The organism is Paenibacillus sp. S28 (assembly GCF_016624415.1).
Classification (GTDB): domain Bacteria; phylum Bacillota; class Bacilli; order Paenibacillales; family Paenibacillaceae; genus Paenibacillus_AQ; species Paenibacillus_AQ favisporus.
The window spans coordinates 114,233-136,038 of the sequence record NZ_JACVTM010000009.1 but is presented as its reverse complement, the minus strand read 5'-3'; the positions used below and the strand labels follow the sequence as shown (position 1 = coordinate 136,038).

Below are 21,806 nucleotides of genomic sequence, written 5' to 3'. Positions count from 1 at the left end.
ACAGCATATGGGCTAGGGGGATATCACGATGAATCAGGAACGGAAGATCGATCAGCTGATCAAGAGCATGAGTCTGCGGCAAAAAATCGGGCAGATGTTCGTTTGCGGCTTTTGGGGGACGGAAATCAGCGAGGAGCTGCGGCAGTTCATCAGCACGCATCAGATCGGCGGCGTCATTTATTTCGCCCGCAATGTGAAGACGACAGAGCAGGTGGGCAGGCTGAGCCGGGATCTGCAGCAGGCGGCCGCTGCGTCGGGGACGCTGCCGTTGTGGATTTCCATTGATCAGGAAGGCGGAATGGTCGCCCGGATCACGGAAGGCGTCGCTCTGATGCCGGGAAATATGGCACTGGCCGCCGCGGGCTCGGCGGACTGGGTGTACGAGTCCGCGCGCGTCAGCGGGGAGGAACTGCGTTCCCTCGGCATCAACCTGAACTTTGCGCCGGTGCTCGATGTGAACAACAATCCGCTGAATCCGGTCATCGGCGTCCGTTCCTACGGGGAGTCCCCGGAAGCGGTGGCGGAGTACGGGACGCTTGCTTTCCGCGGCCTGCAGGACGCGGGCGTCGCGGCCACGGCAAAGCATTTTCCGGGTCACGGGGATACAGCCGTGGACTCCCATCTGGACCTGCCGACGATTACACACGACCGGGAGCGGATGGATGAGGTGGAGCTCGTTCCGTTCAGAAAGGCGTTCGCCGAAGGCATCGACGCGGTCATGTCGGCGCATATTTATTTTCCGGCGCTAGAGCCGTCCAAGCTGCCGGTAACGCTGTCGCATGCCGTGCTGACCGGCCTGCTGCGCGAGGAGCTCGGCTACGATGGTGTGGTCATGACCGACTGCATGGAAATGAAAGCGATCGCCGAGCATTACGGCACCGTCAAGGCTGCGGTGATGGCGGTCGAAGCGGGAGCGGACACCGTCCTGATCAGCCAGACCCCGCAGCTGCAGGTGGAGGCGATGGAGGCACTGGAGCAGGCGGTCCGCTCCGGCCGGATCGCGGAGAGCCGGATCGACGCCTCCGTGCGGAGGCTGCTTGCGCTGAAGGCGAAGCGCGGACTGCTCGGCAGCCCGGCGGAGCTGGGGACGCTGCGGCTGGAGCTGGACGGGAAAGTAGTCGAAGACTCGCATGGGCTGCAGGACGAGCTGGCCGAAAATGGCAATCAGGCAGCGCCCGGACTGCGGGACAAGCTCCCCGGGAACGAAGCCCACATGGATCTGGCCCGCCGGATCAGCGAGGCAAGCATTACGCTGGTGCAAGCAAGGGATGGCATCCTGCCGCTGGAACGGCAGCGCACGCTGGTCATCTCGGTCGCGGCTGCCGCGCTGACGATCGCCGACGAAGCGATCGCGAGGACGGAAAGCCTGGGCAGCGCCCTGGCCGCACAGGGGATCGACGTGAGCGACCGTCAGGTGCCGCTGGCCGAAGTGGCGGAGCAGGCAGGCCGCCTTATGGAGGAAGCCGGAGGCGGGGAGGTGCGGCAGATCGTCGTGGGCACGTACAATGCGCAGTTTGACCCGGCGCAGATCAAGCTGGTCCAGGATTTGCTCGCGCTTGGCAAACCGGTCGTGGTGGCCGCGCTTCGCAATCCGTACGACCTGATGTGTTTTCCGGAAGCGTCTGCACTGGTTGCGGCCTACGAGAGCCGTCCGCTGGCGCTTGTGAGCACCGCCAAGGCGATCGCCGGTGCTATCCCTTTCAAAGGGCGTCTGCCGGTATCGCTCGGCGCATCGTACCCCGCCGGTTGGGGATTGCAGACGGAAACGTGAGAAGCAGGGACAAAGGCATTTTAAGACGGCGTCAGCCGTCTTTTTTGTGTTCAAGCACGCCTAGTCGGGTATAGCCAGGAAAGTCGGATAACACGGGTGAAAACTTTACTTTCAAGTCAAATCATTACTATAATGATCCTGTTACGCTTATAAGCGTAAGTAGCATGAGGCATGAATCACAATGGAGGGAACACCGATATGGAACTGTTTAGCGCAATGGAACAGTACGATTATGAGCAGCTGCTTTTTTGTCAGGACAAGTCGTCCGGACTCAAAGCGATCATTGCGATTCACGATACGACGCTCGGGCCGGCACTGGGCGGGACCCGGATGTGGACTTACGCTTCCGAGGAAGCCGCAATCGAAGACGCATTGCGTCTGGCTAAGGGCATGACCTATAAGAACGCCATTTCAGGACTGAACCTGGGCGGAGGCAAGACCGTCATCATCGGCGATCCGAAAAAGGACAAGAACGAAGCGATGTTCCGGGCTTTCGGAAGATACATACAAGGATTGAACGGCCGCTATATTACGGCAGAGGATGTCGGCACAACGGTGGCCGACATGGATATCATTCATCAGGAGACGGATTTTGTGACCGGGATCTCCCCGACCTACGGCTCGTCCGGCAATCCGTCGCCAGCGACGGCGTACGGCGTATATCAAGGTATGAAAGCCGCCGCCAAAGAAGCTTTCGGTTCCGATTCGCTGGAAGGCCGGACGATTGCGGTGCAGGGCGTCGGCAGCGTGGCGTTCCACCTGTGCGAGTATTTACATCAGGAAGGCGCCAGGCTGATCGTGACGGATATCAACGAGGAGGCGGTCAGCCGCGCGGTGGAGAAGTATAACGCCACCGCGGTGGCGCCGGGGGATATTATCGGCGTTGATTGCGATATTTTCTCCCCCTGTGCGCTGGGCGCCATCATCAATGATGAGAGCATTCCGAAGCTGAAGGCAAAGGTTATTGCCGGCTCGGCCAACAACCAGCTGAAGGAAGCCCGGCACGGAGACCTGATTCACGAACTGGGCATCGTCTACGCGCCGGATTACGTCATTAACGCCGGCGGCGTCATCAATATTGCCGACGAGCTGAACGGCTATAACAAGGACCGCGCCGGGAAGCAAATCAGCGGGATTTATAGCAGCATCTCCCGCATCTTCGACATCTCCCGGGAAGCGGGGATCCCGACGTATGCCGCCGCGGACCGGCTTGCGATCGAGCGCATCGAAACGCTTAAAAATACGCGTAGCCCGTTCCTGCAAAATCCGCATCATGTGCTGAGCCGCCGCTTTGGGCATTAAGCGAGAGGGCCCGCTGGAAACTAAGCAGGGAACCGCTCAGGTTAGTGGGGAAACACATCAAACCTGCAGGCACTAAGAGGCATACCGACGGGGACACACCCGTAATAAACACCAAAAAGCGTACCGCACGGACTTAAACCGTACGGTACGCTTTTTAACATTTCTTAAACCTCCGGTGGCCGGGAAATCAAGCGGGCTGCTGCCCGCCCCAATCAGCCCTCCAGCTTGAAGCGGTCGATTTTCTCCTGCATGTCCACCGCCATCTTCGACAGGCTGTTCGCCGAAGATGAGATTTCTTCCATGGACGCCAGCTGCTCCTGGTTCGCGGCGCTCACGCGCTCGAACGACGCGACCGTGTTGCGCGAAATGCTGGCCACTTCCTGCACGGAGGCGGACACTTCTTCGCTGCTCGCGGACATCTGCTCGGTGACGGCGGAAATGTCCTGGATCTGGTCGGTAATCTGCTTGGCGGATTTTTCGATATTGGCAAAAGCTTCGAGCGCCTCTGCCGTAACTTCCATCCCCTGATCCACATCGGACTGCACTTTATGACGCATCACGTTATACGCGTCAGTGATCAGCATCGTCATCTCCTGGATCGTGTGCTGGATTTCCTCCGCTGTGAGGTTCGACTGATCCGCCAGTTTGCGGACTTCCTCGGCGACGACGGCGAAGCCGCGTCCATGCTCGCCGGCCCGCGCCGCTTCGATCGCGGCGTTCAGGGAGAGCAGGTTGGTCTGCTTAGCCACTTCGGAGATCGCCGTGCTCATCGCGGCGATGCTTGCGCTGTGGTCGTTCAGCTTCTCGATCAGCGCAGCAGACTCGTGCGTGGACTTCTTGATCGTGTCCATTTGCGTGCTGACCAGCTGAACCTTCCGGCTGCCGGCGTGCACGTCTTCTTCCGTACGGCTCGACGAATCGACGATGGTGCTGGCCGATTCGGCAATACGCTGGATACCACTGGCCATTTCCTCCATCGTACGCGCGCTTTCCTGCGCGGCGATGGCCTGGTTGTTGGCCTCTTGGGCTGAATCCGTCATCAGATTGGAGACGAATTCGACGCTCTGCGCATTCTGCTCCGTACTGGCGGTCAGCTCTTCGCTCGAGGCCGCCAGCTGGCTGGAGGTTTCCGACATGTCCAGTACCATCCGGCGCAGCGAGTCGACCATGGCGTTGTAGTTATGCGCCAGGTCTCCGATTTCGTCTCGCCGCTTCGTCACGACGCGGTCGTTCAGATACCCTTCGCTTACGCGCTTCGCCGAACGGTTCAGCTGCTCGATCGGACGCGTCATGCTGCGGATGATGAAGAACATCACGATCAGCGCGGCAATAACGGCGATCACAAGAACGATGGCCGATGTCCAGAAGATCGGCGTCGTCGCCTTTGTATATTCACTCTCCGGAAGGATGCCGACGATTTTGAAGCCGGTCAGCTCGTTGGTCACGAAATAGCCGCGCTGGCCAACGCCATTGAGCGGGTTGGTGTAGTCGAGCAACCCTTCATTTTTACCCTGCATCGTTTTGAGCTGGTCGCCGACAAACTTGGAACCCACCTTCTCGGTCGGGTGCGACATCAAGAGGCCGTTGCGGTCCACTAAGTAGATGTAGCCCTCGTTGCCAAGGTGAACCTGCTTCACGATGTTGTTGATGTTCCCGATGCTCAGGCTGATGTTGATAACCCCTTTGCCGTCGGGTAGCGTTTTGGAAATGGCGACCGCATAGTTTTTCGTCGTGGCCGAAATCGCCGGATCGTCGACAACGGCCTGTCCCTTGTTGTTCATGGCCAGCTTGTACCAGTTGCGGGTCCGCGGATCGAACTGCTGCTGACCGGGGTCAGGAGATTTCATCCAGGACCCGTTGTCGGTGCCGATCGAGACGATTTCAATTTCCGGATGCTGCGCTTTAAAATCGTCAATCAGGATTCGGGTCTCCACCGAGTGGTTTTCGATGTCGGCATACGTAATCTGATTGCTGAGTTGTTTCACGTTGGACAGCTGCATTTCGACCATCGTGTTGATCAGTTTGTCGAGCAGCATGACGCTTGACTTCGTGGTGTCCTCCATTTTGTCCTGAAGCTGTGCTTTGGCGCTGTTCACGGCGAAGACGGCAAGCACAACGGTCGGGATAATGAGCATGAGACAGATGAAGAGCATCAGTCTGCTTCTGAGCTTTTTAATGTTGAAAAGCCCGGATATTTGCTTGAGTAGCTTGTTCAAACGAGATTCCCCCTGCAGTCGATATAGGTCTAAAGTTCCGGCAGCACCTGTGTGAACAGGCGCAGCGCTTAAAAGAGCAGCTCGGGGCGGGCCGTCTTTGCCGATCCGTGAGAATCCGTCAATAGGTATGTAATATATTTGAATGGATTCATCCGTTTCGGCGGACGGCATGCCTGAGCGGAAAGGATCCCGACCGGTTTTAGTTCCTATTCTATATTTCGACAAGTACCCCCGATATTTTCATATCTTTATTTCATAAACCGGCATTTTTTTCTGAAAAAATGAAAGGAAGAACCATTCATTTCCTGTTTTTTTTCCTAGATAGGTAGGACGAACTATGCGGGTTATACCGAAAATAGGATGCATGGGATTGGCTTTTATTGGATAACATTCGATTGTCCGATGGCGGATAGGGCTTGCGGCAGGAAGGGGCAGGGATGGAAGCCCCACGGAAACGGCTTGTCGATTTACGCGAAAAGATCATAAAAAATCAAACCCTTTTCGTCAAAATTCTCCGTTGTCAGAAGGCATCTGGTCCCCATATAATGATGGAAACAAATTATCGATAATCGATAATAGCGGGAGGGATGATGGAACGTAAGTCAGCGAAACTATCGACCGACCGTTTTGAAAACGGTTACTTGGCTGCCGTTGCGTATGTGTTGGTCAAATCTGCGGTCATGGATGATCGGCGAATGGAGACTGAGAGTCATGTCAAACAGCAGTTACATCCCTTTGGGGAATTCCATCAGCGAACAGATTTATTTGACGCTTAAGCGGGAAATTATCGCAGGCGAGCTGCAGCCGGGAACGCGGCTCATCGTCCTGGACATCGCGGGTAAATTTCAGGTCAGTCAGGCGCCTGTGCGCGAAGCGTTGGAGAGGATGAAGCAGGAAGGATTAATCAACGGCATTCCGAATAAAGGGTCGGTCGTTTCCAATATTACGTCGAAGGAGATCAGAGATATTTTCGTGCTCCGCGAAATTATTGAGGGTTACGCCGTGCGAACGTCTATGCCAACTTTATCGGAGGATGATTACGAGCAATTGGAAATGATTATCCGGTCGATGGAGGAAGCCGTCGAGCGCGATGACACGCTGGGCATCCTCGAGCTGGATATGGATTTTCACGGATTTTTCTACAAGCGCTGCGACAATCAGGCTATTCTGGAGCTCTGGAACCAAATGAGGACGAAGGTGATGCGCTTTATGGCCATCTCCAATCGTCATCACACGACGGATTTGCTGGCCGAGTGGCACCGGCGGCTGATCACCGTCCTCCAGACAGGGGACGGGGACGCGGTTGAGGAGGCTTTTATCGAGCATATGCATGCCTATAAATTTATCCATATGGACTAGAACCATGCCTCTCGTTCGTTATCCTTTCATAAAGGGGAAATGAAGCATGTTAAATGAACGTTTCTTGTTCGATGACCAGGATGTTATGACTTGGATGAGGGACCGCCTGCTAAGGCACCTCATTTCCGGCAAAGCGAATATGAAGGGGGAACTGAAGGAAAGCCTGTCCCGGCTTCGCCTGAACCCGTACTATACGTTTCCCGCCATTGCGTTATTGGAGCCGACCGCTCCTTATGACCATGAGCATGACCGCTTGGCATATCTTGAGAACATGCGCGCCGATCTTCAGGAGCGTGTGCCGGAAGGGAGCGTCGTCTTTCTGGACGAGGAAGGGAGGATCGGACTGCTGTTTTCCTGGGTATCCAAAGAGGTTTTGGTCCGGGTGCAATCCATGCTTCAACAGCGGTTCCCTCATCCGGTGAACATTGGAGTAGGTAAGCCATGCAGCCACTTGAGCGACATCCATCTCTCTTACCGGCAGGCTTCGACTGCACTGAATAACAAGTTTTACCGCGGGACGGGCCAGATCATCCATTACAGCGAAATCCGCCGGATGGAGCAGGTCGGGCGCTACCCGGCCGAGAAGGAGAGAAAGCTGTACGCCAGCTTCCGCTCGGCCGCTACGGAGGCGGAGATCGCAGAAGCGGTGGACCAGTTTTATGCCGCGCTGCTGGAGAAGGGCCCGATCGACGTGACGAGCATGTATGAGCTGACGATTCGGATGCTGGTCGGTATCGAAAAAAGGGTGATTGCCGACGAAGGGAATGGAGGCGCTTACAAGCCGTTTGAAGCGACGTCGCTGGTGAAGATCGGCACGCTGGATGAACTGAAGCGCTACGTCACCCGGTTTCTGACCGGCCTGTGGGAAGTCTTTTCGCCCACGCTCAAAGAGAGCCACCGCAGCCTTATTAAAAAGACCATCCATTACATGGAGCAGGAATGCCAGTATGCTTCGCTGCAGAGCGTCGCGCAGAAGGTGTTCATTACGCCGACTTATTTGAGCCTGCTCTTCAAGACGAACACCGGCAAGACGTTCATTGAGCACCTGACCGAAATCCGGATCGACAAGGCCAAGGATATGCTGCGGACCACCCATTACAAAAACTATGAGGTTGCCGAAAAGGTCGGATACCAGGATTCCCGCTATTTCAGCCAAATTTTCAAAAAGAAGGTCGGTGTCTCCCCCAGTGAGTACCGGGAGTCGATCTGCAAATAGGCAGCGAAAAAAAGGAAGCAGGCCATTCAGCCTGCTTCCTTTTTCCTTGTTGTGAGCCCGCTACAGCCGCACGTCGTTCCTCGGACCGTCGAGCTCATTTTTTCGGGCTTCCTCAAGCTCGGCCTCCCAGGTCAGATGCCGATACTCGGCGGCAGCCTCGTCGCTCTCAAACCACTGGGTGAAGTCCTCCCACAGCGTTGTGGTCCAGGAGGCGTCGATCTGCGCAGTGGAGTAGACGCCTTCCTTGAGACGGACGAAGCCAAAGATGTCCCGTACCTGCGATTTCTCCGCCTGCACGGCCGTCAGCTCGGCCAGATGGGGAGGGATGAAGATGACGCCGGCCGGCGTGCCCAGCACCACGTCGCCCGGCAGGCAGATCGCCTTGCCGATCCGGGTCGGCACGTTCATGCCTACCATGGTGACTTCACCGATGGCCGTCGGATCGCTTCCGCGGTAATAGACGTTAATGTTCTTGATTTCGGACACCTGCTGATTGTCGCGGATGCCGCCCCAGATCACGGCTCCGCCGCGCTTTGTGCGGGTGGAGATGGCCGTCGAGAGGTTGCCGCCGACATAGGTGCCGAGGTGGACCTTGTCGAACATATCGACCACGACGACGTCATCTTCAACGAGAGAATCGATGACCCACTGGTTGAAAAAGCCGCTGCGGCCTTCCTGTTCATGACCGTAGTTCAGCAGCGTCTCGTGCAGATCCGGCCGCTGCGGTACCATGACCGCGGTGACCGCGCGTCCCACCATGACCTGGTCGGGATGCACAATTTTGAAGGCGCCTTCAAACTGGAATTTGTAACCCCGGTGCCAGAGCGGCCCCCACGCTTCTTCCAGCGTAATTTTGCGGATTCTTCTCAGCACGTCTTCGGGCACCTTCGGCCGTCCGTTCTCGAACCGCTCGCCCTTCCACTGCGGCGTCAACTGAATGATATCTTCCGGATTGTCAAATTTCATTCCAAAATCCCTCCTCGATCAATGGATGCTTTCGAACCTAGTGCTTGATTCCATTGTTAAGGACGGATTCCGTTTTGTCGATGCGACTTTCTTAAGATGATCGAATTTATAAATTTTCAGCAGAGCTGAACCATTCGATCATCGCAAAGCTTATCTATGACACTTTCCAGATCTCAAGCCAAACGGCTTATCTATGACACTCTCCAGATCTTAAACCAATCAACTGCTCCCCGGTACTCCGCAAATCTCAAATCAATCGGTCTTTTCTCAGCACTGTCCATTTTGAAATAGTTCTCGTACATTCTCTGTCCTTGTCCGATGGACATATTCTTGTTTTGTTTTATAAAAGATGGACACGACACTATATACTTCTACGGGCGGCTAAAAAGCAGATATCTCTACATCTTGTATTAACATGTAGATTCTAACCGATATATGGGACGAAAACTGAGATCAAAGATAAGGTGCGTTTGTCCACCTTTTGAAAGACAAAATCGCAATCTGTTCGTTGCCAGTGAACAAACTCCTGGAACGATACACATCTAAGTTTTGTTCGTTATAAGTGAACCAACGCCATTGAAATTTAGTTGGCGTTTCGGAGCATATCTCATTTTTACCATCTGAAGTTGAAGGAGCGGAGTGAGGCGCAGACGGATTTTAAAAAAACAAACATTATCGTAAAATCGTCGCCTTTAATCATGAAACCGCTTTCGAATAAAGTAGTACTACAATCATTTTTATGATGATGGAATGCAAGAGGGGAGGAAATGAAAAGGATGGTTGCAGAAACGAAAACGACAGCCGAAGCGGAAAAGACCCGACGCGCCGTCCGAAAGCGCGCAAAGACCGGGGACACCCATTTGGCGGGTTACATCTTTATTTCCCCGTGGCTCATCGGCTTTTTGCTGCTTACGCTGTGGCCTATCGCCCAATCGTTTTATTTGTCCTTTACCGACTACTCGCTGCTGGAAGACCCGGTTTGGGTTGGAACCGAAAACTACGTCAACATTTTTACGAATGATTCGACCTTTACCAAATCGCTTAGCGTCACCTTTTTGTTCGTCCTGTTCTCCGTGCCGCTGAAGCTGTTCTTCTCGCTCCTCGTGGCTATGGCGCTGAACCAGAAGTTAAAAGGCATGAACCTGTACCGGACGGCCATCTATTTTCCTTCGCTGATCGGCGGAAGCATTGCGGTGGCAGCCCTGTGGCGCAACATGTTCGGCCTCGACGGCTATATCAACCAGGTGCTCGCCTGGTTCGGCATCCAGGGCGTAGGGTGGATTTCCAATCCCGACACTTCGCTTGGCACGCTCATTCTCCTGAACACCTGGCAGTTTGGCTCGACGATGGTTATCTTCCTGGCTGGCCTGAAGCAGATCCCGCAGGAGCTGTACGAATCCGCAGCCGTGGACGGCGCCGCGAAGATCCGCCGGTTCATCAGCATTACGCTGCCGATGCTGTCTCCCGTCATGTTTTTTAACCTGATCCTCGGTGTTATCGGCTCCTTCCAGACCTTTACCTCCGCGTTTATCATTACGAAGGGCGGTCCGGTCAACTCCACTTACGTGTATGCCTTGTATTTATACGAGAAGGCGTTCAAACATTACCAGATGGGATATGCATCGGCGCTGGCTTGGATCCTGCTCGCCATTGTCGCACTCCTGACCATTGTGAACTTCGCCGCATCCCGCTACTGGGTATTCTACGAATCGGAAGGAGGGGGAACGAAGTGAAGCTGAAGTCCAAGGTAACGAATCATCTGTTTCTCTCCTTGTTCTCGCTTCTTATGCTGTACCCGGTCATCTGGTGGGTCGGCGCCTCCCTGAAAAAAACCGAAGAACTCAGCCTGCCGACGATCTGGCCCAAGACGCCGATGTGGGAAAATTACAGCAAAGGCTGGCATTTCTCCAGCGAGTACACGTTCGCCCACTTCTTCGGCAATTCGCTTCTGATGGAGCTCGGAAACGTCATCGGAGGGGTGCTGACCGCCGCCATCGTTGCTTACGGCTTCGGCCGGCTGAGCTTCAAGCTGCGGGGCTTCTGGTTTTCCATCCTGCTGCTGACGATGATGCTGCCAGGACAGGTAACGATCGTTCCGCAGTACATCCTCTTTAACAAGCTGGGCCTTGTGGACAGCTACGTGCCGCTGGTGCTGCCGCATTTTTTCGGCGGCGGGGCGTTCTTCATCTTCCTGCTGGTCCAGTTTATCCGGGGCATTCCCCGGGACCTCGACGAGGCGGCGAAAATCGACGGCGCGTCGGTGTACGGCATCTTCCTCCGGATCATTTTCCCGCTGATCAAGCCGGCGCTCATGACGGTCGCGATATTTACCTTTATCTGGAGCTGGGACGATTTCTTCGCGCAGGTGCTGTACATCAGCTCGGTCGAAAAGTTTACGGTAGGCCTGGCACTGCGGATGTTCATCGACCAGTTCGATATCCAATGGGGACAGCTGCTCGCCATGTCGCTGTTGTCCGTCCTCCCGTCCATGCTTATCTTTTTGTTTGCGCAAAAGCATTTTGTCGAGGGGATTGCGACGACCGGCCTCAAAGGGTAGCTTGGCTGCGTAATAAGATTCCACGAAAAAATGGCTGATATAAAACGAAAGGGGAAACGGAAGATGATGAACATGAGACGAATGAGCCTTGTCTCTCTCCTGCTGGCGCTGCTCTTCGCGATCACGGCCTGCAGCGGCGGCGGAAAAGGAAGCGGCAGCGGAAAGACGCTGAGCATCATGTGGTGGGGAACGGACGAACGGCACGAAGCGACCAAAAAAGCGCTGGACCTGTACACGCAGCAGCATCCGGACGTAAAATTCAAGCCGGAATACATGGCTTGGGACGCCTACTGGCAAAAGCTGCCGACACTGGCGGCATCGAAATCGATTACCGATGTCCTTCAGATGGACGCCGCCTATTTGCAGGAGTACGTTAGCCGGGGGCAGCTGGAGGATTTGTCCGATATCGACCTGACCGGCATCGTGGATCCCGGCGTCATCGAGAATTTGAAAATCGGCGGCAAGCTGTACGGCATACCGCTCAGCCAGAACGCGCAGGGGATCGCCTTCAACAAGGAGGATCTGGCGAAATACGGCATCCCGCTGCCGCATAAAGACTGGACGTACGACGAGTATTTCCAATGGGCAAAGGACGCCCGCGCCAAGCTGCCGGAAGGGAAGTATCCGATCGGCGACACGACGTCATGGGACGGCTTCAACTACTACCAGACGTCGATGGGCAAGCCGCCGATCATGGCTGACGGAGGCAAGACGTTCACGCTGGATAAAGACCTGTTCATGAAGTTCTACCAAACCTATGAACAGTTCCGCAAGGACAAAATCGTGCCTCCGGCGGACCAGGCGGCCTCGTTCCTGGAGAACGACCCGCAGGCGGACCCGATGGCTTCCGGCGTCGTCATGACCCGGGGTGCAACGACCGGCTCGGTCAGCGCGCTGGAGCAGCTGATGCCGGGTAAAGTGGGTGTCGTCAATATGCCGACCGGTCCGGCCGGCGGGGGCTGGGCACAGTCGACTATTTTCCTCAGCGTCAGCGCCAATTCGAAGAACAAGGAAGAGGCAAAAAATTTCGTCAAATGGTTCGTGACGGATAAGGATGCGGGAAAAACACTCGGACTGACCCGCGGCATTCCGATCAATCCGGAAATTTACAAGGAGCTCGAGCCGAATTTGGAAGCGAAGGATAAGCTCGGCAAGGAAATTTACGATCAGTCCGTCGACAAAGCGCTGCCGTTTTACTCGCCGGCTCCCGGATTCACGGAATGGGTGGACGCCTACAAGAAAGAGATGGACGCGGTCACGTTCGGCCAGCAGAGCCTGGAGCAGGCCTTCGACAAAATCGACAAGCTCGGCAAGGAGCTGGCAGCCAAAGCAGGAAGCTGAGCCGGGGAATTAGTGCCTTTCGGGAAATGGAGCTCCCGAAAGGCGACCCCTGTGACGAATCTTCCTAATGTTCCGTTGAACCGGAAGCAGCACGGGGCGGTGGCAATATCAATCGGCGGGGACAGCGTATGAAAAAGCTTCTCTGTTCGTGAGACGGTGCTGCTGTTATCCTGAATTGATAACCTAATTTTTATGAGTAAGCTAATGAGAAAGAGGTGTTCATTCCATGCAATTGGCGGAATTTTTCTCTTCGCAGCCGAACCGGCTGTGGCATTTGGCGAAGCAGATGAACGTGAACTATGCGGTTGGCGGCCTGCCTTGGGAAGAGAAGTCGGAGAAGCCGTGGGATCTGATGCCGCTGATCCGAATGAAGCAGCGGTACGCCGACTTCGGACTGACGCTGTCCGTCATCGAATCGATGCCGCCGAGCAACAACATCAAGCTCGGGACGCCCGGCCGCGACGAGGAGATCGAGATTTTTCAGCAGTTCATCGTCAACATGGGTGCCGCCGGCATTCCTGTGCTCTGCTACAACTTCATGGCGCAGTTTAACTGGTTCCGCACCTCGACGACAACCCGCACGCGCGGCGGGGCGCTCGTATCAAGCTACGACCACAGCCTGATGGCGGATGCCCCGCTGACGGAGGCCGGCATCGTCACTGAGGCGCAGCTGTGGGAGAACCTGCACTATTTCCTGGAAAAAATCGTGCCCGTCGCCGAATCCGCGCAGGTGAAGCTGGCGCTCCATCCGGACGATCCGCCGATCTCGCCGATCCGCGGCGTGTCGCGGATTCTGACGAGCGCGGCCGCGCTGCAGCGGGCGATCGATCTGGTGCCGAGCGCATACAGCGGCATGACGATGTGCCAAGGAACGCTGGCGACGGCGGGCGAGGACATTCCGGCGGTCATCCGCCAGTTCGCCGGCCAGAAGAAGCTGTTCTTCGTCCACTTCCGTGACGTGAAGGGCACGCCGGAGAAGTTCGAGGAGACCTTCCACGACGACGGCAAGACGGATATGCTCGAAGCGATGAAGACCTATTACGAGGTCGGCTTCGACGGGCCGGCGAGACCGGACCATGTCCCGACGATGGAAGGCGAGGACAATACGAACCCGGGATATGAGCTGCTCGGCCGCCTGTACGGCGTCGGCTATATCACCGGACTGATGGAAGCGGCGGCCAAGATGAGCCGGGCTTCGGTGACGTCTTAAGCTTCGTTCATTTCCAAACAGAAAGATCAATCATTATCAAGGTACGGATCCCTCCGATCCGTGCCTTTTCGTTTTGACGAGGCATGCCTTTCGTCGCCAAAGGGGGATCAAAAGAAAGGGAGGTCGGGGATCAGCGTCCTTTCACGCGTCAACCTGTCGTCATCCATACGAGAAAAAACCACCCGCACAGCGTTCCTCCGTGCGGGTGGTTCGTATTGCCGCCAGCCGTCAGCTCCACAGCCGGTCGTTGGAATAAAACTTGTTCCACTGGTCGGTCGATTCCCAGATTCCGCCGATCTCCGGGTGGACATGTTCGGCTAGCACTTCGTCGTTCAAATCGTCGATGCCGAGACCGGGTGCGTCCGTCAGCGTAATGTAGCCGTTCTGGACGAGTTTATCCGGCAGCTTGCTGCCGATGACGATGTCGTCCCACCAATCTACCTCGCAGGAATGGTATTCGAGCGCAAGGAAGTTTTCGGTCGCGGCAGCGACATGGGCGGCCGCAAGGCAGGCGATCGGACTCTCCGCCATATGGATCGCCATTGCGACGCCGTAGTCCTGGGCCATGTCGCCGATTTTCTTCGTTTCCAGAATGCCGCCGGTAGTCAGGACGTCGGGATGGATGACGGAGACGCCGCCCGCTTCGAGCAGCGGCTTGAAATTCTCCTTCAGATAGATATCCTCGCCCGTGCAGATCGGAGTGGTGACGGCCCGGGACAGCTGGGCGTACTGCTGCGTGTACTGCCAAGGAATCATGTCTTCCATCCAGGCCAGGTTGAACTTGTCGATGCGCCGGCCCAGCTTGATGCAGTCCTGAAGCCCAATATGGCCGAAATGGTCGATGGCGAGCGGCACCTGATAGCCGATGACGGAGCGGACGTCCGCGACGTACTGCTCGAGCATGTCGAGTCCTTTTTCCGTGACATGAATGCCGGTTAAGGGGTGGGGGATGTTGTAGATATCGTAGTGGCGGTTCGTAATTTCCCGCAGCTCGTCTTCCGACAAACCGTCGAAGTTCTGATTGTAGCGGCGCTTCGATTTTTCCCTCATCTCCTCCAGGAAGCCGAGCGGAGCGCTCAGCGTACCTGGCTCATTGATGATCTGTCCGATGCCGAGGTCCATCTTCAGAAAGGTAAAGCCGGCGTCCATCCGTTTCTTCAGCGCTTCGCCCATCGCCTTGCCAGTATCCTTGCCGACGACCTCCGTATCGCAGTACATGCGGATTTTATCGCGGAATTTGCCGCCAAGCATTTGATAGACCGGCACCCCGTAGGCTTTGCCGGCCAGGTCCCACAGCGCGAGCTCGATTCCGCTGACGCCGCCGCCCTGGCGGGCATGGCCGCCGAACTGCTTGATCCGCCGGAACAGCTTGTCGATGTTGCAGGGATTTTCGCCGAGCAGGCGGCTCTTCAGCATGAGGGCGTACACTTTGTCCGCACCGTCGCGGACCTCCCCGAAGCCGACGAGCCCCTGGTTGGTATACACCTTGATCAGGCTGCTGTGAAAAGGCCCCCCGACGATATCGGTGAAGCGGATGTCCGTAATTTTCAGCTCCGAGGGTCTCGAAGCGGTGCTTACATGGGCCAGCGTTTGCTCGTAAGATTCTTTGTTAATCATGAAATCACTCCCCCTATTGGATGGTTCCGTTACAGCAGCATGCTCCCGCCGTCCAGACGGATGGCGGAGCCCGTCAAGTATTCGCTTTCCTCTGAGGCGATGAAGGCCGCCAGCCTGGCGACATCGAGCGGGACGCCGACACGTCCCATCGGGAATTTGACCAGCTGGCGCTTGCGCCGCTCCTCCATCTTCTTCTGGGCATCGGGATCGTCCGCTAGAATGCGCTCATATTTGCCGACGTCGACGGCTCCCGGCTCGATCATGTTCACCGTGATGCCGTACGGGGCCAGCTCGATGGCGCTCTCCCTTCCCAGCATCCGGATCGCGCCTTTGGTCATCGCGTAGACGGGATCGAAATCAGTCGGCCGCTTCGCATGCACCGAAGAGATGAGAATGATGCGGCCGGCGCCTTTCTGCTTCATGGCCGGAACGACGGCCTGGATGCACTGCCAGTAACCCTTCACGTTCGTATTCATCATGCGGCTGAACGTCTTTTCATCGTGCTTGAACAGGTCGTAGTTCAACTGCACGGCGGCATTGTTCACCAGGATGTCGATGCCCCCGCCGCGCTGCTCGACCTCCCTTACCATCGCAATAATCTCGTCCTGCCTGGCGACGTCCGCCTGCACGATGAAACAGTCACCGCCGGCCTCGTCGATCTGCCGCTTCGTTTCAAGAGCGCCGGCTTCGCTGCGGTTATAGTGGACCGCTACGCTTGCGCCTCTGCGTGCGAATTCCAGCGCAATCCCCTGGCCGATGCCGGTTCCCGCTCCCGTTACCAGGGCGACCTTGCCTGCCATGCTCATGGCGAATCGCCTCCCTTTGGCCGTTTCATTTTATGGTCCATATAGTGCAGCAGGAAACCGCCGTCCAGCCGGAGATCCGCGCCGTTCAAGTAGCGGGCTTCCGCAGAGGCGAGAAAGCCTGCGGCATGGGCGATATCCTCAGCGCTTCCCAGCTGCCCGCTAGGCACCTTGGTTTCGTAGCTGTGATAGAGCGTCGTAAGCCTGCTGCGGAAGCGTTCATCATCGCCTTCTACCGGCCCCGCCTCAATCGTATTGACGCGGATGCCGTGCCGGCCGAGCTCCAGTGCCGCTTCCTTCGCCAGCATTTTGACGGCTCCCTTGGACGCGCTGTAGACAAAGGAAGATCCGGTCGGCTTCTCGGCATGGATCGACGAAACAAAGACGATGCAGCCCGACTGCCGGGATGCCATCGCCTTTCCTGCGGCTTGTGCGCACAGAAAGGCGGACTTCGCATTCGCATGCATCACTTCTTGAAACAGCGCCTCCGAACAGGTCTCGACGGAAGCGGGGGCGAGCAGATCGTTATTGTGGACCAGGACGTCCAGTCCGCCGAGCTCCCGCTCCGCGGTCTCGACCAGCTGGTTCGCGTTGGCTCCGACGCTCAGGTCGAGGCTCGCCACGATGACGTTCGAGCCTGCGGCCCGGGCTGCAGCGATATCAGCTGCCGCCTCGGCGCCGCGGGATGCGCTGTTCAGCACGAGATGGGCGCCGCCGGCCGAAAAAATCCGGATCATGGCTCTGCCAACAGGAGTGTCTGCGTCCGTGATCAGGACGACTTGTGCAGAATGATTCATAAATCACCTCCGGATAGAGCGGTACTTATGGCTGTCGGTACGTTCAACTTCATCATAAAAGGTTGGCGCTGCCGGCTTCGAGATGTGAATCTTACGATTTTGTTTGATTTCTTTCAAAAGGGGAGGGAAGAGAGGATTGCGAAGCAGACTGAGCGGCAGTTCTAAACCGGAAGCATGAAAAAAGCAGCTTCCGGAGCGAATGCTGCCCTGTACGGGAAGCCTACGCAAGCCGGATGCCGCTTGTTCGGACCATGCTTTTAGTTTAGTCTATTGCCTAATTTGGGGAGGCGTCACGCTTCTATTACACCGGTTACTTATACCGGCTGCTGCTGTTGTTGCTGCTCCTTGCGCCATTCCTGGACCGCCTGGTAAAGACGCTTCATCGCTTCCTCGACCAGAGAGCGGGAGCAGGCAATGTTCAGGCGCATGAAGCCTTCGCCTTCCTTGCCAAAAGCAGAACCCTTGTTCAGGGCAAGCTTGGCTTTGTTCAGCAGAAATTGTTCCAGATCGTCGGGTGACATCTGCAGCGCGCGGAAATCGAGCCACATCAAGTACGTTGCTTCAGGTACCCGGGTTTTGATTTCCGGAATATGTTCACCCAAATATTGACTCACATACTCCATGTTCGCTTTCATGTACACCAGCGCTTCGTCCAGCCAAGCCTTGCCGTCATTGTAGGCGGCTTGGGTGGCTGCGCTGCCGAGCGAGCTGATCGAATTGACATGATAGAGCTCAAGCGTCTTTTTGAACCGGCGCCGGATGGAATCGTTCGGAATGATGATATTCGAAGTATTCAGCCCGGCAATATTAAACGTTTTGCTCGGCGCAGTACAAATGATGCAGTTCTCCTGAATCTCCTCGGACAAGCTGGCGAACGGAATATGGGTTCCTTCTTCATAAACCAGGTCCGCATGGATTTCGTCGGACACCATCAGAATACCGCGCTCCATGCAGAGCTTCGCAACCGCCTCCAGCTCTTCGCGCCGCCATACTCTGCCGACCGGATTGTGCGGGCTGCACAGGATGAACAGCTTGACCTGATCGTCAAGGCTCTGCTCGAGCGCTTCGAGGTCCATCGTGTAATACCCGTCCTGCTCCTTCAGCGGGTTCTGCACCAGCTCCCGGCCGTGATCGGTGACGACGCTGTAAAAAGGAGGATACACCGGCGTCTGGATGGCTACCTTGTCTCCCGGCTCGGTAAAAGCCTGCACGATGAAGCTGAGGGCGGGCACGACGCCTGGGCAGAAGACGATCCATTCCTTGTCGATGGACCACCGGTGGCGGCTCTTCATCCAGTCCGCGACGGCTTGATTATACGCATCAGACTGCATCGTGTAGCCGAATACCCCGTGTTCAGCGCGGCTGTTCAGCGCGGAAATGACCGAGTCGGGTGCGGCAAAATCCATGTCAGCTACCCACATCGGAAGGACGTCGGACACGCCGAAGATCCGCTTCAGGTCGTCCCATTTAAAACTATCTGTATTTATACGTTCGATTGGTTGATGAAAGTTCAAGCTGTTCTCCTCCTTGGAAGGTCATTCAAAAGTTCGTCTATCCACGAATATAATCATAACAGATACGGCAAGTTTTTGGGTACACGTCAGCTTTGAAAACCATCCTGCATCTCAAGTACAATTAACGCATGAGGAATGACGCCTACGGGTTATCCGAAAGGAGGAAGGACATGCAGCTGATCGCCATGCTGACCATGCTGATCGATCATGCAGGGATCGTGTTTTTTCCGGATCAAATTTGGCTGAGGGTGATCGGAAGGATCGCATTTCCGATTTACGCCTATGCACTCGTACAGGGACATTATTTTACCCGAAGCCGGACCAAATATTTATTCAGGCTGTTTATACTGGCTCTACTCTCCCAAATTCCATACCAGCTGGCTCTGGACCCGGACGGGCTGAACGTGGTCGTCACGCTGTTCGTGGCAGCCGCCGTCCTGCAAATTCTGGAGTGCAATCTGTCCATGGCGGCCAAAGCCGGGATCGTTCTGGCCTTTTGCGTTCTGATGGAAGGGTTCCCGTTTGATTACGGAGCATACGGCCTGCTGCTGGTGCTTGCCTTCCGGTATGCTTCCTCCGAGAAACTGCTGGGTGCCCATCTGCTGCTGAACATCCTGTATTTGATAGCATTCGGAGCAGGGGCTGTTCTGCAGATGCTGAGCATCGTACCTACCCTGGTGATTGTATATGGGCCTTATTTATGGAAAAAAATCGAGCAGGCCAGAGTTAGGGCATGGGTGTGGCGGTCGTTTTATCCGCTGCATCTGACCGTGCTGGCTGTGCTGCAGCGGCTGGATGCTTAATGCACCAGCCTTTTTTTCGTTGGAAATATTTACAGTTATTCTATTTACAAACCGATGGTCGGTATTTATAATGGAGCTAACAAAACCAGGGAAAAGGTGATGAAATGGCTCCTTTGATTGGATTGATCGTTTCGCTGTTAGGGTTTCGCTTGATAGGATGGCTGGGCTGGGAGTATATGAATGACTGGATCATCAGTCTGCGCTTTGCGGTAGCCGTCATGTTTTTGCTGACCGCGTCGGCCCATTGGGGCAAACGCCGCGCGGAGCTGGTCGCCATGGTACCGCCGCGGTTTGCGCAGCCGGGCGCGTTGGTTACGCTGACGGGTTGGCTGGAAATCGCCGGCGCCGTCGGCATGATGATTCCGATCATGGCCGAGGCGGCATCCACCGGGCTCGCTCTGATGCTGCTGGCCATGTTTCCGGCCAACGTATACGCGGCGAATAACCGTCTGACTCTGGACGGCAGAGCGGTGATGCCGCTTGTCCCGCGAACCGTGCTGCAGGTCGTTTTTTTGGCTGCCGTGCTCGCTGCAGGCTGGCTCCCGCCGGGAGCATGGGCATGACGGATTGGAACTGAATCAGGAGGAGGATGGAAATGAAACAGGAAGAAAGACGCGAGCAGACGATGAAACTGCTGCTGGATACAACCGAGGAGCTCATTTTGGAGAAGGGCTGCACCAAGACGACGCTCAGCGATATTATGGCAAGAACCGGCTTGTCCAAGGGTGCCATATTCCACTACGTATCCGGCAAGGATGAACTGTTCGTGAAGGTGCTCGAGGCTAAGCTGGAGGAGACGAATACGAGCTTCATGGATGCCGTAGATGCCCCTGCCGTGAAGGAATTCGACGGACCGATGAATGCGATCGCGCAGAGCCTGCCCAAGCTGGAGAGCCGGAAAGACGTGAGCAACCTCATCATGATGTATTTGATCGGGAAAAGCGATCAGCCGGAAGCGGCCGGCATCGTCGCGGACTTTTACCGGCAGGCGGTCGCCACGTCCAAGAGGTGGATCGTCACAGGCCAGGAGTCCGGAGTCATTCCTTCATCGGTTAATGCCGACCAAGCGGCGGAGCTGTTTGAGCTGCTCTCCTTCGGGCTGCGGATGCGCAGCCTGATCGGAGTTCGCAGCACGGGGTTCGGCATTCAGGAGTTTTCGGAGCTGATTATGCGGACGCTGCGGCCGGACCGTCAAGGAGGTGCTCCGACGTCATGACGCTGCTCCTGTTTCTGCATATTGCCGGAAGCGTGCTTTTCTTGGGCAACATCATTACGGCTGCTTTTTGGAAAGTCCGCGCCGACGTCCGGGGCGATGCCGCGGAGATTCACCGCACCGTGAACAACGTGATGCTCGCCGATTATGCGTTTACGCTGCCCGGGCTGCTGCTCTTGATCGTCACCGGGAGCCTGATGGCCGCCAAAGGCGGCTATTCGCTGGCAGGTCTGAACTGGCTCACGGCTTCGCTAATCCTGTTCGGGATCACCGGCGTGCTGTGGCTGGCCGTACTGATCCCGCTGCAGCGGGGAATGATCCGGCTCAGCCGGCAGGCGCTCGAAAACGGGACGATCTCCGCAGCTTACAAGAAGTTGTCGGCGTATTGGGCGGTTTTCGGCATTCTTGCCACCTTGCTGCCGCTTTTTATATTGTACTTCATGGTCAGCAAGCCTTTTTAAAATGAGGCGCAAACGACCGGCCGTTATGTATAACGGCCGGTTTTTGGTTTGCCGATAAGGGGAGACAAGAGGCCGTCGCCTGCAGCTGCAGGGTCCGCAAAAATGAGGGTATAGGTGCGGTTTTTATGGAAAGAAATAGAGCATACCTTAAATAAAACGCCAAAATGGCTGGGCAGAACCCAAAGCGCAGTGTCTGGGCATTTTCCGGTTCAAAGATGTACAATAAGGGAAGTGCGGATCAGACCGGAAAGATTCCTTCGACTTGATTCAGGGGAAATAAAATTCGGGATGGCGATTTCCCTTTGGCCTGCACCTCGATGAAGTCGGAACCGATGAGCACCAGCTTCATGTTGGAAAAGGCTTTGCCGGACTGGAATACCGTCCGGATCCCGACGCGGCGGAATACCGCCGGCGGCTTGACGTCAAAGACGCGGATGGTCTGCAGACTGAGCGGAACGAACAGCTCCCCCTGAACGCGGATAAAGCTGCTTTTATACACATGCTGCAGCCGCCCCGGCTCCAGACCCAGGCCAGCGCCGTTGATTTCCACCAGATGCCCGGTGAATTTGGCGAGACGCTCCTGCAGGGTTATATTTCTTTTAAACTTCATGAGCAGCACTTGGATCCCTCCGATGAACGTTTACTGCATTGTATGCCCTG

General features: G+C 56.0%; 19 protein-coding genes. 12 read left to right on the top strand and 7 right to left on the bottom strand.

Features of this window, described 5'->3' with window-relative positions; all coding sequences use genetic code 11:
* Nucleotides 1-28 precede the first annotated feature (28 nt).
* A complete protein-coding gene (nagZ, locus tag IAE55_RS21440; RefSeq protein WP_145163353.1) occupies nt 29-1,771 on the top strand; it encodes a beta-N-acetylhexosaminidase in 1,743 nt (580 codons plus the stop codon).
* A 198-nt stretch (nt 1,772-1,969) separates the two neighbouring features.
* A complete protein-coding gene (locus tag IAE55_RS21435) occupies nt 1,970-3,073 on the top strand; it encodes a Leu/Phe/Val dehydrogenase (protein WP_200633844.1) in 1,104 nt (367 codons plus the stop codon).
* 212 nt (nt 3,074-3,285) lie between these two features.
* Here the strand turns inward: IAE55_RS21435 and IAE55_RS21430 are convergent, their stop codons facing one another.
* Nucleotides 3,286-5,289 (bottom strand): methyl-accepting chemotaxis protein, encoded by a 2,004-nt coding sequence (locus IAE55_RS21430; RefSeq protein ID WP_325168672.1) that lies wholly within the window; start codon nt 5,287-5,289, stop codon nt 3,286-3,288.
* A 711-nt stretch (nt 5,290-6,000) separates the two neighbouring features.
* On the opposite strand from IAE55_RS21430, the gene IAE55_RS21425 reads away from it, so the two are divergent.
* Nucleotides 6,001-6,648: a GntR family transcriptional regulator gene (locus IAE55_RS21425; RefSeq protein WP_076173642.1), complete on the top strand. Its 648-nt coding sequence runs from the start codon at nt 6,001-6,003 to the stop codon at nt 6,646-6,648.
* A 46-nt stretch (nt 6,649-6,694) separates the two neighbouring features.
* On the top strand, nt 6,695-7,864 hold the full coding sequence (locus IAE55_RS21420; RefSeq protein WP_145163349.1) for a helix-turn-helix domain-containing protein: 1,170 nt from the start codon (nt 6,695-6,697) through the stop codon (nt 7,862-7,864).
* Between the two features lie 60 nt (nt 7,865-7,924).
* On the opposite strand, the gene IAE55_RS21415 is transcribed toward IAE55_RS21420, so the two are convergent.
* Nucleotides 7,925-8,830, bottom strand: a complete 906-nt coding sequence (locus tag IAE55_RS21415) for an RraA family protein (RefSeq protein WP_145163347.1) — start codon at nt 8,828-8,830, stop codon at nt 7,925-7,927.
* A 767-nt stretch (nt 8,831-9,597) separates the two neighbouring features.
* On the opposite strand from IAE55_RS21415, the gene IAE55_RS21410 reads away from it, so the two are divergent.
* The 4 genes from IAE55_RS21410 (at nt 9,598) to IAE55_RS21395 (ending at nt 13,938) form a co-directional block, all read left to right on the top strand.
* Complete coding sequence (locus IAE55_RS21410) at nt 9,598-10,563, top strand: carbohydrate ABC transporter permease (RefSeq protein WP_374954734.1); 966 nt, start codon at nt 9,598-9,600, stop codon at nt 10,561-10,563.
* Nucleotides 10,564-10,616: 53 nt separating this feature from the next.
* Nucleotides 10,617-11,387 carry a carbohydrate ABC transporter permease gene (locus IAE55_RS21405; protein WP_145948818.1) on the top strand — a complete coding sequence of 257 codons (771 nt, stop codon included), beginning with the start codon at nt 10,617-10,619 and terminating at the stop codon, nt 11,385-11,387.
* A gap of 63 nt (nt 11,388-11,450) precedes the next feature.
* Nucleotides 11,451-12,728 (top strand): ABC transporter substrate-binding protein, encoded by a 1,278-nt coding sequence (locus tag IAE55_RS21400; protein WP_234489751.1) that lies wholly within the window; start codon nt 11,451-11,453, stop codon nt 12,726-12,728.
* A gap of 226 nt (nt 12,729-12,954) precedes the next feature.
* Nucleotides 12,955-13,938 (top strand): mannonate dehydratase, encoded by a 984-nt coding sequence (locus tag IAE55_RS21395; RefSeq protein WP_089548502.1) that lies wholly within the window; start codon nt 12,955-12,957, stop codon nt 13,936-13,938.
* A 228-nt stretch (nt 13,939-14,166) separates the two neighbouring features.
* Here IAE55_RS21395 and IAE55_RS21390 read toward each other — a convergent pair whose 3' ends face one another.
* The 4 genes from IAE55_RS21390 to IAE55_RS21375 all read right to left on the bottom strand — a co-directional run bounded on the left by IAE55_RS21390 (nt 14,167) and on the right by IAE55_RS21375 (nt 18,669).
* Nucleotides 14,167-15,555 carry a mandelate racemase/muconate lactonizing enzyme family protein gene (locus IAE55_RS21390; protein ID WP_200633843.1) on the bottom strand — a complete coding sequence of 463 codons (1,389 nt, stop codon included), beginning with the start codon at nt 15,553-15,555 and terminating at the stop codon, nt 14,167-14,169.
* Nucleotides 15,556-15,584: 29 nt separating this feature from the next.
* Nucleotides 15,585-16,361 carry an SDR family NAD(P)-dependent oxidoreductase gene (locus IAE55_RS21385; RefSeq protein WP_200633842.1) on the bottom strand — a complete coding sequence of 259 codons (777 nt, stop codon included), beginning with the start codon at nt 16,359-16,361 and terminating at the stop codon, nt 15,585-15,587.
* Nucleotides 16,358-17,155 (bottom strand): SDR family NAD(P)-dependent oxidoreductase, encoded by a 798-nt coding sequence (locus tag IAE55_RS21380; RefSeq protein ID WP_200633841.1) that lies wholly within the window; start codon nt 17,153-17,155, stop codon nt 16,358-16,360. The genes IAE55_RS21385 and IAE55_RS21380 overlap by 4 nt, the downstream gene beginning before the upstream one ends.
* A 314-nt stretch (nt 17,156-17,469) precedes the next feature.
* A complete protein-coding gene (locus tag IAE55_RS21375) occupies nt 17,470-18,669 on the bottom strand; it encodes a MalY/PatB family protein (protein ID WP_200633840.1) in 1,200 nt (399 codons plus the stop codon).
* Nucleotides 18,670-18,839: 170 nt separating this feature from the next.
* Here IAE55_RS21375 and IAE55_RS21370 point away from each other — a divergent pair, with 170 nt between their 5' ends.
* The 4 genes from IAE55_RS21370 (at nt 18,840) to IAE55_RS21355 (ending at nt 21,146) form a co-directional block, all read left to right on the top strand.
* Entirely contained in the window at nt 18,840-19,472 is a 633-nt protein-coding gene (locus IAE55_RS21370) for a TraX family protein (RefSeq protein WP_145163331.1), read from the top strand.
* A gap of 104 nt (nt 19,473-19,576) precedes the next feature.
* Nucleotides 19,577-20,035, top strand: coding sequence for a DoxX family protein (locus tag IAE55_RS21365; protein WP_200633839.1), 459 nt, complete (start codon nt 19,577-19,579; stop codon nt 20,033-20,035).
* Nucleotides 20,036-20,067: 32 nt separating this feature from the next.
* Complete coding sequence (locus IAE55_RS21360) at nt 20,068-20,688, top strand: TetR/AcrR family transcriptional regulator (RefSeq protein WP_200633838.1); 621 nt, start codon at nt 20,068-20,070, stop codon at nt 20,686-20,688.
* Nucleotides 20,685-21,146, top strand: coding sequence for a DUF2269 family protein (locus IAE55_RS21355; RefSeq protein WP_116234077.1), 462 nt, complete (start codon nt 20,685-20,687; stop codon nt 21,144-21,146). Before IAE55_RS21360 ends, IAE55_RS21355 begins: the two co-directional genes overlap by 4 nt.
* Before the next feature lie 238 nt (nt 21,147-21,384).
* On the opposite strand, the gene IAE55_RS21350 is transcribed toward IAE55_RS21355, so the two are convergent.
* Nucleotides 21,385-21,756, bottom strand: a complete 372-nt coding sequence (locus IAE55_RS21350; protein WP_076173757.1) for a hypothetical protein — start codon at nt 21,754-21,756, stop codon at nt 21,385-21,387.
* Nucleotides 21,757-21,806 lie beyond the last annotated feature (50 nt).

What these genes read in the sequence shown, in the direction of transcription:
- IAE55_RS21360 (WP_200633838.1), top strand. Translation starts at nt 20,068, where the DNA reads ATGAAACAGGAAGAAAGACGCGAGCAGACGATGAAACTGCTGCTGGAT.
- IAE55_RS21390 (WP_200633843.1), bottom strand. Translation starts at nt 15,555, where the DNA reads ATGATTAACAAAGAATCTTACGAGCAAACGCTGGCCCATGTAAGCACC.
- IAE55_RS21350 (WP_076173757.1), bottom strand. Translation starts at nt 21,756, where the DNA reads ATGAAGTTTAAAAGAAATATAACCCTGCAGGAGCGTCTCGCCAAATTC.
- IAE55_RS21385 (WP_200633842.1), bottom strand. Translation starts at nt 16,361, where the DNA reads ATGAGCATGGCAGGCAAGGTCGCCCTGGTAACGGGAGCGGGAACCGGC.
- IAE55_RS21400 (WP_234489751.1), top strand. Translation starts at nt 11,451, where the DNA reads ATGATGAACATGAGACGAATGAGCCTTGTCTCTCTCCTGCTGGCGCTG.
- IAE55_RS21405 (WP_145948818.1), top strand. Translation starts at nt 10,617, where the DNA reads ATGCTGTACCCGGTCATCTGGTGGGTCGGCGCCTCCCTGAAAAAAACC.
- IAE55_RS21410 (WP_374954734.1), top strand. Translation starts at nt 9,598, where the DNA reads ATGAAAAGGATGGTTGCAGAAACGAAAACGACAGCCGAAGCGGAAAAG.
- IAE55_RS21420 (WP_145163349.1), top strand. Translation starts at nt 6,695, where the DNA reads ATGTTAAATGAACGTTTCTTGTTCGATGACCAGGATGTTATGACTTGG.
- IAE55_RS21355 (WP_116234077.1), top strand. Translation starts at nt 20,685, where the DNA reads ATGACGCTGCTCCTGTTTCTGCATATTGCCGGAAGCGTGCTTTTCTTG.
- IAE55_RS21380 (WP_200633841.1), bottom strand. Translation starts at nt 17,155, where the DNA reads ATGAATCATTCTGCACAAGTCGTCCTGATCACGGACGCAGACACTCCT.
- nagZ (WP_145163353.1), top strand. Translation starts at nt 29, where the DNA reads ATGAATCAGGAACGGAAGATCGATCAGCTGATCAAGAGCATGAGTCTG.
- IAE55_RS21365 (WP_200633839.1), top strand. Translation starts at nt 19,577, where the DNA reads ATGGCTCCTTTGATTGGATTGATCGTTTCGCTGTTAGGGTTTCGCTTG.
- IAE55_RS21415 (WP_145163347.1), bottom strand. Translation starts at nt 8,830, where the DNA reads ATGAAATTTGACAATCCGGAAGATATCATTCAGTTGACGCCGCAGTGG.
- IAE55_RS21425 (WP_076173642.1), top strand. Translation starts at nt 6,001, where the DNA reads ATGTCAAACAGCAGTTACATCCCTTTGGGGAATTCCATCAGCGAACAG.
- IAE55_RS21370 (WP_145163331.1), top strand. Translation starts at nt 18,840, where the DNA reads ATGCAGCTGATCGCCATGCTGACCATGCTGATCGATCATGCAGGGATC.
- IAE55_RS21435 (WP_200633844.1), top strand. Translation starts at nt 1,970, where the DNA reads ATGGAACTGTTTAGCGCAATGGAACAGTACGATTATGAGCAGCTGCTT.
- IAE55_RS21395 (WP_089548502.1), top strand. Translation starts at nt 12,955, where the DNA reads ATGCAATTGGCGGAATTTTTCTCTTCGCAGCCGAACCGGCTGTGGCAT.